Origin of the sequence: Pseudomonas sp. NFACC39-1, from assembly GCF_900110355.1 — a bacterium.
In the GTDB taxonomy this organism is placed as follows: domain Bacteria; phylum Pseudomonadota; class Gammaproteobacteria; order Pseudomonadales; family Pseudomonadaceae; genus Aquipseudomonas; species Aquipseudomonas tehranensis.
Genome location: NZ_FODL01000009.1, coordinates 236,628 through 252,292 on the forward strand (window position 1 = coordinate 236,628; position 15,665 = coordinate 252,292).

Consider the following 15,665-nt stretch of genomic DNA (forward strand, 5'->3'; position numbering starts at 1 on the left):
ATTTCTTTCATAACTCCTGAAAATAGTATTTATGTAGCGGGTACTACATGTCCAGTGGTTTTTACGTTCTGTTTAAAATGCACGAAAGTAGTGCGAAAGCCTTGTAGGACGGGGACTTGATCGCATAGATCCGATATGTCAGTTGATGCCTCTGTCGGTGTAAGACATAACGCCTTTTTGTCTCAGTTATTTGATTTCATATAAGGTGTTGTACAAGAAAAAGCCTGAGTATCACCTCCATTAAACCCGTTCGACTCTCTGAGTACCGTGCGTGCAAGCCACTCGCCTGACCCTGATCTGCCATGCCCGCACCGTCGCCCAGAAGCAGGCGCGTTTCGGCCTGGATGAACCGCTGGAGGCCGACTGGCTGGCCAAACGCCCGGAGCCGGGCCACGGCTACCGAAATGTCCGGCAGTTGCTCTGCGGGCCGGAGTTGCGCACCCGGCAGACTGCCGCCCTGTTTGGCGACGAGGTCCAGGTGGTCGCTGACCTGGCCGACTGCGATCTGGGTCGCTGGCGTGGCCTGTCCATCGACCAGTTGCTCAAGGTCGAGCCGCAACCCCTGCAAGCCTGGCTCGACGATCCCGATGCCGCTCCCCATGGCGGCGAATCCGTCACCCGCTTGTGCCATCGTGTCGGAGACTGGCTGGCCAGCCTGGAAGGCCGGCCGGGGCATGTGTTGGCCGTCACTCATCCGTTCGTGATCCGTGCGGCCCTGGTGACGGTATTGGGCTGTCCGGCAGCTGTCTTCAACCGTATCGACATCGAACCGCTGTCCACTGTCGAGTTGCGTTTCAACGGGGTGTGGCGGTTGCGCACCCAGGGTCCGGGCCAGGAGTCACTTGAATGAAAAAACTGTCAGTCATCGGTATCGGTGCCGGCGATCCGGATTACCTGACGATCCAGGCGGTGAAAGCCTTGAATCGGGTGGATGTGTTCTTTCTCATGGACAAGGGGCCTGCCAAGCAGACGTTATTGGATCTGCGGCGGGAAATCTGCCAACGCTACATCGTTGATCGTACGTACCGTTTCGTCGAAGCCTACAGCCCCGAGCGACAACGCGGCGACGTGGACTACGCCGCCAGTGTCGAAGAACTGAACCGGGCGAAGCAGGCCACCTTCGAGCGGTTGATCGATGATGAGTTGTCTGACGGGCAGTGCGGCGGTTTCCTGGTCTGGGGCGATCCGTCGTTGTACGACAGCACCGTGCGTATCTTGCAGTCGATTCTCGACGCGGGTCGCTGCGCCTTCGAATTCGAGGTGATTGCGGGCATCACCAGCGTCCAGGCCCTCGCGGCGCAACATAAGGTGCCATTGAACAGCATTGGCGGTTCGCTGGAGATCACCACGGGCCGCCGGCTGGCGGCAGGGCAGGTCGGTGACTCGCCAAGCGTGGTGGTGATGCTTGATGCTGAAGATGCGTATCGTCAGGTGAACGAGCCTGATACGCATATTTACTGGGGGGCCTATGTGGGGACCCCGGATGAAATCCTCGTCGCTGGTCGGCTGGGGGATGTGGCTGATGACATCGAACGTGCCCGCAAGGCTGCGCGGCAGGCCAATGGGTGGATCATGGATACTTATTTGTTGCGCAAACCATGATGGCTCAAATCCCAATGTTCGGCAGTTCCCGCGTCAGCTGGCCGCCTTCGCCCCACGCCCAAACCGCTCCCGGTACACTGAGGGCGCCAGCCCCACCACGCTGCGAAATGCCACGCGAAAGCTTTCCACCGAGCGGTAGCCGCACAACTGGGCGATGTTGTCGGTGTTGTCTTCGGTGCTTTCCAGCAACTCGCGAGCCCGGGCCAGGCGCTCATGTTGCAGCCAGGCCTTGGGCGACAGGCCGCAGGCCTGGGTGAAGTGCCGCAGGAAGGTTCGTTCGCTCATGGCCGCCTGGCTGGCCAGTTCGCGCACACCGAGCGGCTCATGCAGGCGTTCGCGGGCCCAGTGCATGACACCGGACAAATCGCTGCGGGGCGTGCGGCTGACCGGCGAAGGAATGAACTGCGCCTGGCCGCCCGTGCGTTGCGGTGACATCACCAGTCGCCGCGCCACCGCGTTGGCGACCTGAGTGCCGAAGTCCCGCGCCACCAAGTGCAGGCAGGCATCAATGCCTGCGGCGCTGCCGGCCGAGGTAATGACTTGCCCCGAGTCCACGTACAGCACATCCGGGTCTACCAGGATGGCGGGAAAATTTTTGGCCAGTTCGTCGGTGTAGCGCCAGTGAGTGGTAGCGCCCAGCCCATCGAGCAACCCGGCGGCGGCCAGCACGAATGCCCCGGAGCAGATCGACAGCAGGCGTGCGCCCCGGGCATGAGCGCTGCGCAGTGCCTCAAGCAGCGCCGGCGGCGGTGGTTCGTCGCGACTGTGCCAGCCGGGCACCACGATGGTTCGCGCCGTTTGCAGTAGTTCCATGCCGCCATCGGCCAGGATCTGGAAGCCGCCCATGGCGCGCATCGGGCCGTCATCGACGGCAACGATCCGATGTTTGTACCAAGGGAAATCGAACTCAGGTCGGGCAAGGCCGAATATCTCGATGGCAATGCCGAATTCGAAGGTGCACAGGCCGTCGTAGGCGAGGATGGCGACCAGACCGGGATTAGGCTGCATATGGCGGAAAATTCCCACAGAGTGTCTTGTGCGCCACTGTAGCGGTAAGTATCGGCGGGATAAAGTCTGCTCACCCCCTCATTTGTCTGTGGAGTACACCCTCATGACCAGCCTGGTTCGCCAAGTGCCTGCCGCCCCGTCCGACGTTGCTCTGCAACATTTCAGCCGGCGTCTGACGTTCGAAACCGATTGCTCCGACGTTCACGCCAGCCAACAGGCGGGAGAAGTCGATTTTGTACTGGTGGATGTGCGTGGGCCACTGGCTTTCGAGCGCGGGCATGTGCCCGGGGCGATCAATTTGCCAACCCGCTCGCTGACCGCCCAGGCGCTGGCGGCTTATCCCAAAACTGCGCTGTTTGTAGTTTATTGCGCGGGCCCGCATTGCAACGGTGCGAACAAGGCGGCAGTGCGTCTGGCGACCCTGGGCTATCCGGTCAAGGAAATGATTGGCGGCGTCATGGGCTGGCTGGACGAAGGCTTCCGTCTGACTGGCGCAGTGGAATGCGCGGCGGACCAGGCTGTCGGCTGCGATTGCTGATCCTTTCCAGGAAGCAGGGTGCAATCCCTGTGACCTGGTTGTTTCTATAAATATTTGTCGCCTCAACACAATTCGCCTCCTGAGTGCCCCTCTAGACTGCCGGCCACTTCGGTTTTTAATGACCGAACGCTGCCTAAGAATCTGCCGATAACCTGCTAATAAAAACCCTGCGCACTCAGGAGCAAAAATGAACAAGCTAACAATGTTTGGTGCCCTGGCACTGTCCGTGTTGTCCTTTTCGGCCGTGGCCGAAGACGCCAAGCCGATCCGCCTAGGAATCGAAGCCGGTTACCCACCTTTCTCGATGAAAACCCCCGACGGCAAGCTGACGGGTTTCGATGTTGATATCGGCGATGCGCTGTGTGAACAGATGAAGGTCAAGTGCACCTGGGTCGAGCAGGAGTTTGACGGCCTGATTCCGGCGCTGAAAGTGAAGAAAATCGACGCGATCCTGTCGTCCATGACCATCACCGATGACCGTAAGAAGAACGTCGACTTCACCATCAAGTACTACCACACCCCGGCGCGTTTCGTGATGAAGGAAGGCAGCGACGTCAAGGATCCGCTGACCGAACTCAAGGGCAAGAAAGTCGGTGTGCTGCGCGCCAGTACCCACGACCGTTTCGCCACCGAGGTGCTGGTGCCCGCCGGTATCAATCTGGTGCGCTACAGTTCCCAGCAGGAAGCCAACCTGGATATGGTCGCCGGTCGTCTCGACGCCATGCTCGCCGACTCGGTCAACCTCGACGACGGCTTCCTGAAAACGGATGCCGGCAAAGGTTTTGCCTTCGTGGGCCCGACCTATGAAGATGCCAAATACTTCGGTGGCGGTGCCGGCATTGCCGTGCGCAAGGGCGATAAGGCCCTGGCCGAGAAATTCAACGACGCCATCACGCAGATCCGCGCCAACGGCACGTACAAGAAAGTGCAAGACAAGTACTTCGCTTTTGATGTCTACGGGCATTAATCGCTGAAACCAAGGTGGCCCGCCGTTGACCCGGTCGGCCACCTTTTTCATGGGCGAGTGTTTTACCCCGGCGCCCGTCGAAATACCGTTATTGGGAGTTCCTCATGCAACGCATCGACCATACCCTGCCATGGAGCCACTTGGGCACCGAGCGCCGACTCAGTGTGTTTCGTTACGGCCACGGTCCACGCAAGGCGTATATCCAGGCCAGCCTGCACGCCGATGAATTGCCCGGCATGCGCACGGCATGGGAGCTGAAACAACGACTCAACGAGCTTGAGACCCAAGGCTTGCTCAACGGCGTGATCGAACTGGTGCCCGTGGCCAACCCCATCGGCCTGGACCAGCATGTGCAGAGCGCTCATCTGGGACGTTTCGAACTGGGCAGCGGCAAGAACTTCAATCGGTCTTTCGTGGAACTCAGCGCGCCGGTGGCACAACGCATCGGTGATCGCCTGGGCGACGACCCGGCTGCCAATATCACGCTGATCCGCCAGACCATGGTTCAGGTGCTGGATGATCTGCCGGCGTCGCCCTCACAACTCGAGGCCCTGCATCGCCTGCTGCTGCGCCATGCCTGCGACGCCGATGTCACCCTGGACCTGCATTGCGACTTCGAGGCGGCGATTCACTTGTACGCCTTGCCGCAACACTGGCCGCAGTGGCGCTCCCTGGCCGCGCGGTTGAAGGCGGGCGTGGCGTTGCTGTGCGAAGACTCTGGCGGCAGTTCGTTCGACGAGTCCTGTTCCTCGCCCTGGTTGCGTCTGGCCAAGACCTTCCCCGAGGCCGCGATCCCGCCGGCCAACCTGGCGACCACGCTGGAACTGGGCAGCATGGGCGACACCCGGGTGGCTCAGGCCCAAGCCAACTGCGAAGCCATTCTCGGGTTCCTGGCCGAGCAGGGGTTCATCGGGGGTGACTGGCCGCCCGTGCCAGCGCAATGTTGTGAAGGTTTTCCGTTCGAAGGCACTGAGTACCTGTTTGCGCCGCATCATGGGGTGGTGAGCTTCCTGCGCGAGGCCGGTGAGTGGGTGGAGCAGGACGATCCGTTGTTCGAAGTGGTCGATCCGTTGAACGATCGGGTCACCACTGTACGTGCCGGCACCAGCGGCGTGTTGTTTGCCCTGGACCGTGGGCGCTATACCCAGCCTGGCATCTGGCAGGCGAAAGTTGCCGGGCGAGAGCCGATTCGCGCGGGGAAATTGATCAACGACTGATAACTGCTGTCTACCTCAGCGCACGCTCGTTGCCGTGCGGCTTTCGAATGATGGAGGAAGACTGATGTTCAAAGCGCTCGCCCTGTTGCTGTTGGTCGTGTCTTGCGGTGTGCAGGCTCAGCCTGCGCTGCACACCGATTTACCCCTCAATTACCTGGCCCACGCCGATGAGCAGGCCAGGAACCGGCCGTTGGTGATTTTCCTGCATGGCTCCGGCGGCAGCGAACAAGATCTGTTCGACCTCAAGGATGAACTGCCCAGTGACTACAACTACCTATCGGTACGAGCGCCCAAGACCGTGGAACGGGGCCAGTATCAATGGTTTGCCAAGAAGGGCGAGGGCGCCTACGACGGTGATACGGCGGACCTGAGGGCCAGCGGCCAGATGCTGTTGGATTTCATCGAGAAGGCTCGGGTCAAGTACCCCACCGATGCGAGCAACGTCTACCTGGTCGGTTTCAGCCAGGGCGCGATGATGAGTTACGAGGTCGCCCTGCGCCATCCCGAGGCCGTCGGCGGCATTGCCGCGTTGGGCGGGCGGGTGCTGTCAGTGCTACGGGCCGAGCTGACCCCCGACGAGTCGCGCCGGACGCTGGCGGTGTTCATCGGTCATGGTACGGCGGATTCGGTGATCCCATACCATGACGGCACCGAGGCAGACAGCTTTCTCAAGACCCTGGCCCTGGAACCCGAATTCCATGCCTATCCGGGCGTTGGCCACAGCGTCAGTGCCATGCAGGTGCGGGATCTGCGCGCTTGGCTGGAGCGGCTTAATCCCTGATCAGTGACAGGGATCCTGAATGTGCCACCGCCATCGCGAGCAGGCTCGCTCCCACAGGACCGGTGGCAATCCAGCATTTGAGCACCGCTCGGAAAAATGTGGGAGCGAGCCTGCTCGCGATGAAAACCACCCGGTCCATCAAGTCACTGACCCGCGACGATCTGCTTCACCAGCGCCTCATGCCCGGCCTTGTCGCTGGCCCGGGAAATGATCTGTACCACTGCCATGCGCGTGCCGGAGGCGCCCAGCAAGGTGCTATCGAGGGTCGGCCCACCGCCTTGGGTCGCCTTGGTATCGAGTTGGCGCAGACCCAGGCCGGTGCCTTTTTGGGTCAGGCTTTTCTCGCTCAGGATCTTGGCGTCCGGCAGGGCCTTGGTTTTCTGAACGGCGAAGTCGGCCATGGTGGCGTCGAGGAATGTGCTGTCGTCGTCCTTCACATTCGTGCCATCGATGATGGTGTTTTCAGCCGTGATCACCACGGTTTTACTCGTGGCATTGCTATACATCGTCCCCTTCGCCCCAGCCGTGCCCTGGGCGGCGTCGCCGGCCGGAAGCGGCGTCGCAGTGAACCCCTTGGGTAGGGTGAAGTTGAACTTGCCTCCCAGCAGGGAAATCTTTTGTGCCGGGGCTGCGCCGCCGGTTTTGGGCTGGGCGGCATAAGCAGGCATCATCACCAGACTGGCGATGGCCGTCAGCACCAGGGCAGCGGCTTGTTTACTTACCAATGACATTGAAACGCTCCACAGGGGGGTATGCTTGAGCGCGATCATCCCATGGGCGTCCAACCGGCTCCAGCGCCGGTCACGAGTGCGCCACATCATTTGTGCGTGGAGCAGAGGCGCGCACCAGCAAGCGGCGGGTCACCAGCAGCATGACCACCGACACCGCGACACTCACGACAAAGGCCGGCATGCCGAGAAACGGCAGGGTGAGGGCCAGGGTCAGGCAGAACGCGGTGAAGCAATACATACCGGTGGCCGTGGCCCGCAGCAACGCGGCGGTGAAGGCCGCGCCCCGGGTTTGCTGGGAGAACACCGCCATGACGCTGCCCAGCACCGGGAACACCGCCAAGAGTCCGCTCCAGCGTTCACCCACGGTGCTGGCCAGCAGCGTCACCGCCAGGGTCAACAGCGCGCCGGCGACCATGCGTAGCAGCAGTTTGTCGGATTTGGGCGCCGGACCGGTCATCACCGGTCGAACCGCCGGGAACAGATAAGGCGCGGCCAGCAACGCAACAATGGCAATCACGCTCGACAGCGGAAGTGAGGCCGGCAACCAGGACAGCACCATCGCCACCAGCGCCCAGACGCCCAACGCGATACCCAGCGCCCACGGCCAGTCACGATGTTGGGCGACCCGGGCGTACACCACGCAAAATGCAATCATTGCGAACATGGCCGACAGCGCCGCTGTCGCCGACTGAGCGGCAAACGCCTCGCCCTGTTCCAGGGCCAGGAACAACAGAATTGGACCCACCACCACCGGCAACCCCGACAGCCAACCGGCCACGCTCGGCCCCCAGCGCCTGCCGGCCAGGGAAATCAGCAGCAGGAAAGCGGGAATCACCAATAATTTGAGCAGCAGCACGGGGTTGTCCTTGTCAGGCGTCGGGCCGACACGTTAGCACCGACCTTCCAGTTTCAGCGATCCCAGTAGGGCACGTCGCCAAAGCACTGCAGAAAAAAGTCGATCACGGTACGCACTTTTACCGACAGACGTCGGCTGCCCGGCCAGAGAATGGCGATCTGCTGGGGCTCAAGGCTGTTGGAGGCTTCGTAGTCGCGCAATACCGGCACCAGGGTGCCGTTGCGCACGGCTTCGCCGATCAGCCACGACGGAAACATCACCAGCCCCAGGCCTTGTTCGGCTGCCTGGGTCAGGGTGTCGGCGTGGTTGCCGGTGATCGGCCCTTTGACGCTGTAGGGCGTCCAGGCCTGACCCGGACGGCGGAAAAACCAGCGCTGCTGGCCGGCCACGCCCTTGTAAGCCAGACACTGATGGTTTGCCAGATCCTGAGGTTTGAGCGGCGTGCCGCAACGTGCCAGGTAAGCGGGGCTGGCGGCGATCTGAAAGCGGTGGGGGGCGACGATTCGCGCCTGCATGCCTGAATCGTGCAGTGGGCCGATGCGAAACAGCAGGTCAGCGCCTTCTTGCAGTGGGTCGACGTAGCTGTCGGTTTGCTGGATGTCCAGTTGCAGCTTCGGGTAGCGCTCACACAATGACCCCAGCCACGGCGTCAGATGGCGCTGGCCGAACACCACCGGGGCATTGATCCGCACCAGTCCGGCCGGCTCACTGTGTTGTTCCTGCAGCGCCTGTTCGGCTTCTTCCAGTTGCACCAGCAACAGGCGTGCATGATGGCCCAGCAGGCGGCCCGCCTCGGTGGGCGAAACGGCGCGGGTGTGTCGATACAGCAACTGCTGGTTGAGGGCCTGTTCCATCAACTGGATTTGCCGGGAAATCGACGACGGCGCCAAGCCTTCGCGCCGGGCCACCGCCGAGAAGCTGCCGTGGTCGAGCACAGCGACAAACAATCGCAGGGCCTTGAAGCCGAGTTCGTTGAGACCGTGCATGACCAGCTCCGCTGTGCGAGTTACGCAAAAGTGTTGTCGGGATGCTCCCATTTATCGCACAGCTGCGCCAGCCGATAATCCCGCTCATTGTTCTTCTCACAGGTTCTGATCATGCAAGCGTCTTCACTCAACGCCGCCGCCCCGGCTGCTGCCTCCAAACCACGAGCGCTTTTGCGCTGGCTGTTGCTGCCCCTGGTGATTCTGGCCGGCATGGGCTTGTCGGTCGAGGCCGGTCTACTGGGGCCTCTGGGGGTTCAAGTGGGGCATCTCTGGGCAACCCTGAGCATATTCGGCGTCGGTTCTGCGATTCTGTTTCTGCTGTTGCTGCTCAGTGGTCCGCAACAAGGCCCCGCCTTGAATGAGTTGCCGCGCTGGCAATTGATCGGCGGTTTCCTGGGGCCGATCTACGTGGTGGTGCTGACGCTTGCCACGCCCCACATAGGCATCGCCATGACCATGGTCGCAATCCTTTCCGGGCAAGTAGGCAAAAGCGTGCTGATCGACCATTTCGGCTGGTTCGGTGCAACCCGCAAACGGGTCAACGGCGAGCGCTGGCTCGCCTTGGCGCTGATCGTCGTAGCCCTTGTCCTGATTGCCCGAGGTTGAACATGAATCTGTTTTTGCTATTGCTGCTGGTCGTTGTTGCCGGTGCGGTGTTGAGCGTGCAGGCGGCCATCAACGGTCGCCTGGGCCAGACGGTTGGTGTGCTGCGCAGCAGTCTGCTGACCTTCGTGGTGGGCACGGTGGTCACCGGGTTACTGATCGTGTTTTTTGAACCCGCTCACTCCGTCAGCTTGCTGGACGTGCCGAAATGGCAACTTGGCGGTGCCTTGTTTGGCGTGGTGTACATGATGGTCATGGTCGGCGCTGTGCCAAGGGTCGGCACCGCCGTGGCGACCGTGGCGGTGATCCTCGGGCAGTTGGCCATGGGCATGCTGATCGACAATTTCGGCTGGTTGGGCAACCCCGCTATGGCGTTGTCCGAGAGCCGGGTGCTGGCAATGGCCTGCCTGGCGCTGGCGCTGGTGTTCATGTATCGCAGCAGTGCGCGGCAGGTCTGAGAACGGTCAGTTGGGCTCGACTTCCAGTCGCAGACTGCCATCGTCCAAGCGCTTGGCAAGCCGGACAATACCGCCAATGTGCCGGCCTTCGGTGCTGAAGACCACGACCTCGGCTTTTTCCAGATCATCCGGCAGTGGCGGCTGTACGTGCAGGGCGAACCACACCGGTTCACCGTCATCCAGGCGTTGGACTTCGTAGCGGCAATCGATGCTTTTGGTTTGGCGGCCAAACAGCGTGTCGAGGCCATATTTAAGGTCGGTGCTGTCGTCGGCAGTAGGGGCGAGGGACATCGGCGGTCTCCTGAGATGAGTGCTCGGCGGGTCTTCTAGTGATTCCTCTGCTGGGGGAAAATTCAATGGGTTCGCGTCGGCACAGAACCGGCGGCGTTGCTGCTAGAATCGCCCACCTTGACTTACGAGAGGTATGCCCATGAGCGAGCCGATTCGCCTGACCCAGTACAGCCACGGCGCCGGTTGCGGCTGCAAGATTTCGCCACAGGTGCTGGAAGTGATCCTGGCCGGCAGCGGTGCGCAGAACCTTGACCCCAAGTTGTGGGTTGGCAATGCCTCCCGGGACGACGCCGCGGTGTACGCCATCGACGAGGAGCGCGGGGTGGTTTCCACCACCGACTTCTTCATGCCGATTGTCGACGATCCTTTTGATTTCGGTCGCATCGCCGCCACCAATGCCATCAGCGATATCTACGCCATGGGCGGTGATCCGTTGATGGCGATTGCGATTCTCGGCTGGCCGGTCAACGTATTGGCCCCGGAAATCGCTCGTGAAGTGATTCGCGGCGGTCGTTCCGTGTGTGACGAGGCTGGCATTCCCCTGGCGGGCGGCCATTCGATCGATGCGCCGGAGCCGATTTTCGGCCTGGCGGTCACGGGCCTGGTGCAAAAGCGTCATATGAAGCGCAACGACACCGCCACTGCCGGTTGCCGCCTGTACCTGACCAAGCCTTTGGGCATCGGCATCCTCACCACCGCAGAAAAGAAAGGCAAGCTGCGCGCCGCCGATGTGGGCCTGGCCCGCGACTGGATGTGCACCCTCAACAAACCGGGCAGCCACTTCGGCAAGCTCGACGGCGTGGCGGCGATGACCGACGTCACCGGTTTCGGCCTGCTCGGGCATCTGGTGGAAATGGCCGATGGCAGCCAGGTGACGGCGCGTATCCGCTACGACGCGGTGCCGCGTCTGCCGGGCGTCGAGTATTACCTTGACCAGGGCTGCGTACCGGGCGGTACCTTGCGCAACTACGACAGCTACGCCAGCAAGGTCGGGCGCCTGCAGGAGCTGCACAAGCGAGTGCTGTGCGACCCGCAGACCAGCGGTGGACTGCTGATCGCTGTCACGCCCGAGGGCAACGAAGCGTTTCTGGCGGTGGCCGCGCAACTGGGGCTTGCACTGGAACCGATCGGCGAACTGGTCGAGCGACAGACCTACGCGGTCGAGGTGTCTTGATGACCAATGACATCACCGATTACCGCGACATTTTTCTCAATGACCGACCGATGATGGACACCCGTGCGCCCGTCGAATTTCTCAAGGGCGCATTCCCCGGCGTGGTCAATCTGCCGTTGATGACCGACATCGAACGGCAACGGATCGGCACTTGCTACAAGCAGCAGGGCCAGCAGGCGGCCATTGTCCTGGGGCATCAATTGGTGTCCGGCGATACCAAGGCACAACGCATCCAGGCCTGGGCCGAGTTCGCAACGGCCCATCCTGACGGTGTGTTGTATTGTTTCAGGGGGGGCTTGCGGTCACAGATTGTCCAGCAGTGGCTCAAGGACGAGGCGGGCATTGACTATCCCAGGGTCGGCGGTGGCTACAAGGCCATGCGTACATTCTTGCTCGACACCGTCGAGCAAGCGGTTGCCCAATGCGACCTGGTGTTGCTGGGCGGCATGACCGGCACCGGCAAGACAGAAGTGCTGACGCAACTGGGCAACAGTCTGGATCTGGAGGGCTACGCCAACCATCGCGGCTCGAGCTTCGGCAAGCGCGCCACCGGGCAGCCTTCCAATATCGATTTCGAGAATCTGCTGGCCGTGGATGTGCTGAAAAAGCGTGCCGCTGGTATTGAACAGTTCGTGCTGGAAGATGAAAGCCGCATGGTCGGCAGTTGCGCCTTGCCACTGCCTTTGTACCAGCGCATGCAACAGGTTCCGATGGTCTGGCTTGAGGACAGCCTGGAGCGACGGGTCGAGCGGATCCTGCGCGATTACGTCATCAACCTGTGCGGCGAGTTTGTTGCAGTCCATGGCGATGAAGGGTTCTCGCTGTTTTGCGAACGGTTGCTGGGAAGCCTCAATAACATCCATAAACGCCTGGGTGGCGACCGCCATCGACGTTTGCTCCAAATCATGGAAGCTGCCCTGGTCGAGCAGGCGAACAGCGGCGCCGTCGACTTGCATCGCGGCTGGATCGAAGGTCTGTTGCGTGAGTATTACGACCCGATGTACGTGTTCCAGCGCGAGCAGAAGGGCGGGCGGATCGAGTTCGCGGGAGAGCAGGGCGCGGTGCTGGAATATCTGCGTGAGCGAGCGGCCCGCAAAGGCTGATCGCTTTTTTCCAGACTAATGCCCGCGGCCTATGTCGGACAAGTTTCCTGCCCGTTGTCCAGGCCTTGCTTGTAGTTCTGGCTGGTGAGACTGGCCTTGCCGTTGTGCCACGTCAGGGTCAGCACGTACAGCGAATCGAAATCCCCCGATTCCCAGTCATCGGTAATCGTCTGCTTCTTGCCCATCGCGTCGCTGGCGACCTCGTTGATCAGCTCCGGCAGGTAGCCGTGTGACCAGGCGGTGTAGATGGTCGAGTTGTGGTACTTGTCGTGCAGCAGTTCGTCCGCCAGGTCGCTGGTGTCATTGGCTGAATACTCAATGTTCACCGGCAGCCCGAGCTTGATGGCACTGGGGCTGATGGTCATCAGTGGGCGGATGTAGCTGTAGGAATTGTCCAGCTCGCCCTCTTCGACGTTGCGGGTAGGGTTGGCCGCGAACACATAGTCGGCCTTGCCGAATTTCTCCGGGAGCAGGGTGGCCAGGTCGATGGCGCGATTCAGCCCCTGGCAATTGAGCTGGCCCAGGCCGCCGGCGGGTTTCTCGGCGTGGCGCAGGAACACCAGGGTCTGGATGCCGTCGGCCGGTTGGGCGCGACTGACGCTCGACTCCAGCAACAGCGCCAGGCCACAAGCGACAAGCAGCGTAGGCAACATCAGCCACGGTCGGCGCTTGAAGCGTTTGGCGAAATTCAGTGGATTCATCATCGAATAATATTCTTCGGCTCTCTCACATCAGGCTGACAAACCCGGGCACCACGAAGTTTTTGGCTTCAGGTGTTTTCCTTGTCGTGACGCCGCTTCGATTTCTCGGGGCATTGCTCAGAGTCTTCTGACGCCCTTTGGTTCGATACCGACCGATTCCGTGCACTGTAAGGCCTCCTTCCAAGAGGTAGGGCGAATGTTAGCGACAGGATGTTGCGGATTTAAGAATGGGGCGTGCGAGTTTCGTGACGCGTTCATTTGGGTTTCGTATTTAAAGAATCGCCTTACACCTGCCGTCTCCTCCTCTGACTTATTTTCCCTGCCGTCCTCGGCAAAGTCTCGCGTCCGTTTCCGCACCGCGAGATTTCCGCATGTTCGTCCCCGACAAACTCCTGGCTTTGAACAACGTCATCGGCTCTCTGGTGATTGCGGCCATGGACCCCGAGCAGCCGGATGTCGAAGCGGTGCTGGCGGATTTGCGCACTTGTCTGAACGACTACGACAGCTGGGCTGAAAGCTTCTGGGCCGGCTGGGCGCTGGATATCGAGCAGGTGTTCAAGGTCGGCAACGAAGTGTCCCTGGCGGCACCGAAGGACCTTGATCAACCCGTCAGCGCCACGGTCGTCGCTTGTCCGGCGGGCGGTCCGCTGACGCTGGTGCACATGTTCCAGGCGGCGCGCTTCGTCCCGATCGGCGACACGCCGGTGATGCTGGAACCGGTCATCGCAGGCGAGCCGGGGAAGGAAACGTTCGGCGAGCCGGTCCATCACGTGATCGGCCCCAGCGGCATCCTGGAAATCCCCAAGTGTTGGCGGGGGCAGCGTTATCGCATCAGCTTTTTTCCAAACGTGACGGCGGACCATACCCGAGCGCTTTTTGCCTCTTACCAAGACGTGATCGGCGAACTCGAAGGTTGGCTGAAAGCGGAGTGGGCAAATGAATTTCAACCGCTGTGGGCGGCGTTTTCCGACAGCGGGTTTCTCGAACGCTACGACGTATTGCAGCAAGCCGATTGGCGCGGCTTCACAAACGCCCTGCATCAGCTGTGGGATGACGTCAAACAGGTCTTCGAGCTGCTGGCGGATTTGCAGGTCAATAGTGAAAAACTGCTGGAGTACTTGACCCAGGTCGAGCTTGAACAACTGCTCAAAGCTTCTTCGGATGCGATCGCCAAAGGGCTGATGGTGTTGAGCGACGAGCCGTTGCTCTTCGTGCATATGGCGGCGTTCGCCAGTTGGCTGCGGATGTTGCCACCCCAGTACGCCGCTGAAGTCGTGGGCGAGATGCGCGCCTCGGTGCTGATCAATTTCCTGCTGATGCGTTTGACCGGGGGGCTGGGCCTGGGCGTGCGCATGAGCGGCAAAGTGCTGGCCCGGCTCCGCTCGGAGCGTGCCCGGGAGTGGTTGCTGGCGTCGAGCCTGAGATTGGGCCAACTCACCCCCGACCGGCTCAATCAGCATGCCGATGTGCTCAAACCGTTGGTGGTCAGCCAGCGTGGGCCCTTAAAACCGACGCCTGTCGGACCTTTGCACATCACTCCTGAACACTCTGCACCATTGTCCGTCAGTAATCCGGCCGCCGTGGCGCGGGAAAAGTCCCAGGGTTCCACGCGCCTGAGCCAGTTCGAACCCCACGACGACGTCCCGGCCCAATCGAAAAACCCCAACGGCGACAGTGCCGACACCGCAGCCCTGACCCAAACCAGCGGCTGCCCGGTGTCGATGGTCACCGGCGAGGAACTGCTGACCCTGGACGACGGCACCCTCGATGGCTGCTTGCCGTTTGTCTTCACCCGCTTGTACCGCACCAGCGCGGTGGAGCTGGACGTCGGCCTGGGCCGTGGCTGGAGCCATGCCCTGGCGCACCGTTTGTTGCTCGAGGGCGAGCAGGTCATCTGGATCGATCAGGAAAACCGCCGTACGCCGTTTCCGTTGCCCACCGACCAGCGCCCAGCGATCCACAACAGCCTGGCCCGTGCAGCGATTTACCGGGGGGCCGAGCCGGACGAACTGATCATCGCCCAACCCGGCGAAGGTGCACCTTTCCTACACTTTCGCGACGGCCATCTGACCGCCCTCAGCGACCGCTACGCCAACCGCCTGACGCTGCAGCGCAACATCCATGGCGACATCAGCCGCCTGGACAACGGTGCCGGGCGCTCCCTGCGCTTGCGTTACGAACACCGCCATCTGGTCGCCATCGACTACCAGAGCTTTCACCCGGCCCTGACCCTCGACGAAGCCTGGCGCACCGAACAGACGCTGGTCTCCTACCGTTACGACGGACGTTTCCGACTGATCGAGGCGACCAACGCCGCAGGCGAAAGCGAACGCTACGACTACGACGACCAGCACGTCATCCTCCAGCGGCAACTGGCCGGCGGCGCGAGTTTTTTCTGGGAATGGCAAGGGGCCGGGCGCGCGGCCCGCTGCGTGCGGCACTGGGCCTCGTTTGCACAGATGGACAGCCGCTACACCTGGGGCGAGGACGGGCAGGTCACGGTCCAGCACCTGGATGGCAGCCAGGAGGTGTACGTCCACGACGAGCGGGCGCGGCTGGTGCGCAAGGTCGAGCCCGATGGCGGCCAGCACCTCAAGGCCTATGACCCACAGGGCCGGCTGATCGCCGAACAGGACCCGCTGGGTGCCG

The 15,665-nt window shown here is 61.6% G+C and carries 17 protein-coding genes; 11 read left to right on the forward strand and 6 right to left on the reverse strand.

What is annotated here, in order from left to right; genetic code table 11:
* Positions 1-271 precede the first annotated feature (271 nt).
* Complete coding sequence (locus BMY45_RS20300) at positions 272-850, forward strand: histidine phosphatase family protein (RefSeq protein WP_092400656.1); 579 nt, start codon at positions 272-274, stop codon at positions 848-850.
* Positions 847-1,602, forward strand: coding sequence for a precorrin-6A synthase (deacetylating) (gene cobF / locus BMY45_RS20305; RefSeq protein ID WP_092400658.1), 756 nt, complete (start codon positions 847-849; stop codon positions 1,600-1,602). The genes BMY45_RS20300 and cobF overlap by 4 nt, the downstream gene beginning before the upstream one ends.
* A 33-nt stretch (positions 1,603-1,635) precedes the next feature.
* Here cobF and ftrA read toward each other — a convergent pair whose 3' ends face one another.
* Positions 1,636-2,610, reverse strand: coding sequence for a transcriptional regulator FtrA (gene ftrA / locus BMY45_RS20310; RefSeq protein ID WP_092400660.1), 975 nt, complete (start codon positions 2,608-2,610; stop codon positions 1,636-1,638).
* 103 nt (positions 2,611-2,713) lie between these two features.
* On the opposite strand from ftrA, the gene BMY45_RS20315 reads away from it, so the two are divergent.
* The 4 genes from BMY45_RS20315 (at position 2,714) to BMY45_RS20330 (ending at position 6,113) form a co-directional block, all read left to right on the forward strand.
* Positions 2,714-3,148, forward strand: coding sequence for a rhodanese-like domain-containing protein (locus BMY45_RS20315; RefSeq protein ID WP_092400662.1), 435 nt, complete (start codon positions 2,714-2,716; stop codon positions 3,146-3,148).
* Between the two features lie 187 nt (positions 3,149-3,335).
* Positions 3,336-4,115, forward strand: a complete 780-nt coding sequence (locus BMY45_RS20320; RefSeq protein WP_092400664.1) for an ABC transporter substrate-binding protein — start codon at positions 3,336-3,338, stop codon at positions 4,113-4,115.
* Between the two features lie 104 nt (positions 4,116-4,219).
* On the forward strand, positions 4,220-5,332 hold the full coding sequence (locus BMY45_RS20325; RefSeq protein ID WP_092400666.1) for a succinylglutamate desuccinylase/aspartoacylase family protein: 1,113 nt from the start codon (positions 4,220-4,222) through the stop codon (positions 5,330-5,332).
* Positions 5,333-5,396: 64 nt separating this feature from the next.
* Complete coding sequence (locus tag BMY45_RS20330) at positions 5,397-6,113, forward strand: alpha/beta hydrolase (protein ID WP_092400668.1); 717 nt, start codon at positions 5,397-5,399, stop codon at positions 6,111-6,113.
* 143 nt (positions 6,114-6,256) lie between these two features.
* Here BMY45_RS20330 and BMY45_RS20335 read toward each other — a convergent pair whose 3' ends face one another.
* The 3 genes from BMY45_RS20335 to BMY45_RS20345 all read right to left on the reverse strand — a co-directional run bounded on the left by BMY45_RS20335 (position 6,257) and on the right by BMY45_RS20345 (position 8,686).
* Positions 6,257-6,844 (reverse strand): DcrB/PsbP domain-containing protein, encoded by a 588-nt coding sequence (locus tag BMY45_RS20335; protein ID WP_092400670.1) that lies wholly within the window; start codon positions 6,842-6,844, stop codon positions 6,257-6,259.
* 70 nt (positions 6,845-6,914) lie between these two features.
* A complete protein-coding gene (locus BMY45_RS20340) occupies positions 6,915-7,700 on the reverse strand; it encodes a hypothetical protein (RefSeq protein ID WP_092400672.1) in 786 nt (261 codons plus the stop codon).
* Between the two features lie 53 nt (positions 7,701-7,753).
* Positions 7,754-8,686: a LysR family transcriptional regulator gene (locus tag BMY45_RS20345; RefSeq protein ID WP_092400674.1), complete on the reverse strand. Its 933-nt coding sequence runs from the start codon at positions 8,684-8,686 to the stop codon at positions 7,754-7,756.
* 111 nt (positions 8,687-8,797) lie between these two features.
* Between BMY45_RS20345 and BMY45_RS20350 the strand changes: the two genes are divergently transcribed.
* Positions 8,798-9,292, forward strand: a complete 495-nt coding sequence (locus BMY45_RS20350; protein WP_047228444.1) for a DMT family transporter — start codon at positions 8,798-8,800, stop codon at positions 9,290-9,292.
* Positions 9,293-9,294: 2 nt separating this feature from the next.
* The gene (locus tag BMY45_RS20355; RefSeq protein ID WP_092400676.1) at positions 9,295-9,747 is read left to right on the forward strand and encodes a DMT family transporter; all 453 of its coding nucleotides are present in this window, start codon (positions 9,295-9,297) and stop codon (positions 9,745-9,747) included.
* 6 nt (positions 9,748-9,753) lie between these two features.
* Here BMY45_RS20355 and BMY45_RS20360 read toward each other — a convergent pair whose 3' ends face one another.
* Positions 9,754-10,038: a hypothetical protein gene (locus BMY45_RS20360; RefSeq protein ID WP_092400678.1), complete on the reverse strand. Its 285-nt coding sequence runs from the start codon at positions 10,036-10,038 to the stop codon at positions 9,754-9,756.
* A gap of 139 nt (positions 10,039-10,177) precedes the next feature.
* Here BMY45_RS20360 and selD point away from each other — a divergent pair, with 139 nt between their 5' ends.
* Complete coding sequence (gene selD, locus BMY45_RS20365) at positions 10,178-11,212, forward strand: selenide, water dikinase SelD (protein ID WP_092400681.1); 1,035 nt, start codon at positions 10,178-10,180, stop codon at positions 11,210-11,212.
* Positions 11,212-12,315 (forward strand): tRNA 2-selenouridine(34) synthase MnmH, encoded by a 1,104-nt coding sequence (gene mnmH / locus BMY45_RS20370; protein ID WP_092400683.1) that lies wholly within the window; start codon positions 11,212-11,214, stop codon positions 12,313-12,315. Before selD ends, mnmH begins: the two co-directional genes overlap by 1 nt.
* 29 nt (positions 12,316-12,344) lie before the next feature.
* Here the strand turns inward: mnmH and BMY45_RS20375 are convergent, their stop codons facing one another.
* The gene (locus tag BMY45_RS20375) at positions 12,345-13,019 is read right to left on the reverse strand and encodes a histidine phosphatase family protein (RefSeq protein ID WP_092400685.1); all 675 of its coding nucleotides are present in this window, start codon (positions 13,017-13,019) and stop codon (positions 12,345-12,347) included.
* A 368-nt stretch (positions 13,020-13,387) separates the two neighbouring features.
* Here BMY45_RS20375 and BMY45_RS20380 point away from each other — a divergent pair.
* Positions 13,388-15,665: DUF6531 domain-containing protein (locus BMY45_RS20380; protein WP_143071677.1), on the forward strand; the 2,278-nt coding region annotated here is incomplete at its 3' end.

Coding starts and splice junctions, on each gene's coding strand:
- BMY45_RS20375 (WP_092400685.1), bottom strand. CDS start 13,019: ATGATGAATCCACTGAATTTCGCCAAACGCTTCAAGCGCCGACCGTGG.
- BMY45_RS20325 (WP_092400666.1), top strand. CDS start 4,220: ATGCAACGCATCGACCATACCCTGCCATGGAGCCACTTGGGCACCGAG.
- mnmH (WP_092400683.1), top strand. CDS start 11,212: ATGACCAATGACATCACCGATTACCGCGACATTTTTCTCAATGACCGA.
- selD (WP_092400681.1), top strand. CDS start 10,178: ATGAGCGAGCCGATTCGCCTGACCCAGTACAGCCACGGCGCCGGTTGC.
- BMY45_RS20360 (WP_092400678.1), bottom strand. CDS start 10,038: ATGTCCCTCGCCCCTACTGCCGACGACAGCACCGACCTTAAATATGGC.
- ftrA (WP_092400660.1), bottom strand. CDS start 2,610: ATGCAGCCTAATCCCGGTCTGGTCGCCATCCTCGCCTACGACGGCCTG.
- BMY45_RS20350 (WP_047228444.1), top strand. CDS start 8,798: ATGCAAGCGTCTTCACTCAACGCCGCCGCCCCGGCTGCTGCCTCCAAA.
- cobF (WP_092400658.1), top strand. CDS start 847: ATGAAAAAACTGTCAGTCATCGGTATCGGTGCCGGCGATCCGGATTAC.
- BMY45_RS20330 (WP_092400668.1), top strand. CDS start 5,397: ATGTTCAAAGCGCTCGCCCTGTTGCTGTTGGTCGTGTCTTGCGGTGTG.
- BMY45_RS20320 (WP_092400664.1), top strand. CDS start 3,336: ATGAACAAGCTAACAATGTTTGGTGCCCTGGCACTGTCCGTGTTGTCC.
- BMY45_RS20335 (WP_092400670.1), bottom strand. CDS start 6,844: ATGTCATTGGTAAGTAAACAAGCCGCTGCCCTGGTGCTGACGGCCATC.
- BMY45_RS20355 (WP_092400676.1), top strand. CDS start 9,295: ATGAATCTGTTTTTGCTATTGCTGCTGGTCGTTGTTGCCGGTGCGGTG.
- BMY45_RS20315 (WP_092400662.1), top strand. CDS start 2,714: ATGACCAGCCTGGTTCGCCAAGTGCCTGCCGCCCCGTCCGACGTTGCT.
- BMY45_RS20345 (WP_092400674.1), bottom strand. CDS start 8,686: ATGCACGGTCTCAACGAACTCGGCTTCAAGGCCCTGCGATTGTTTGTC.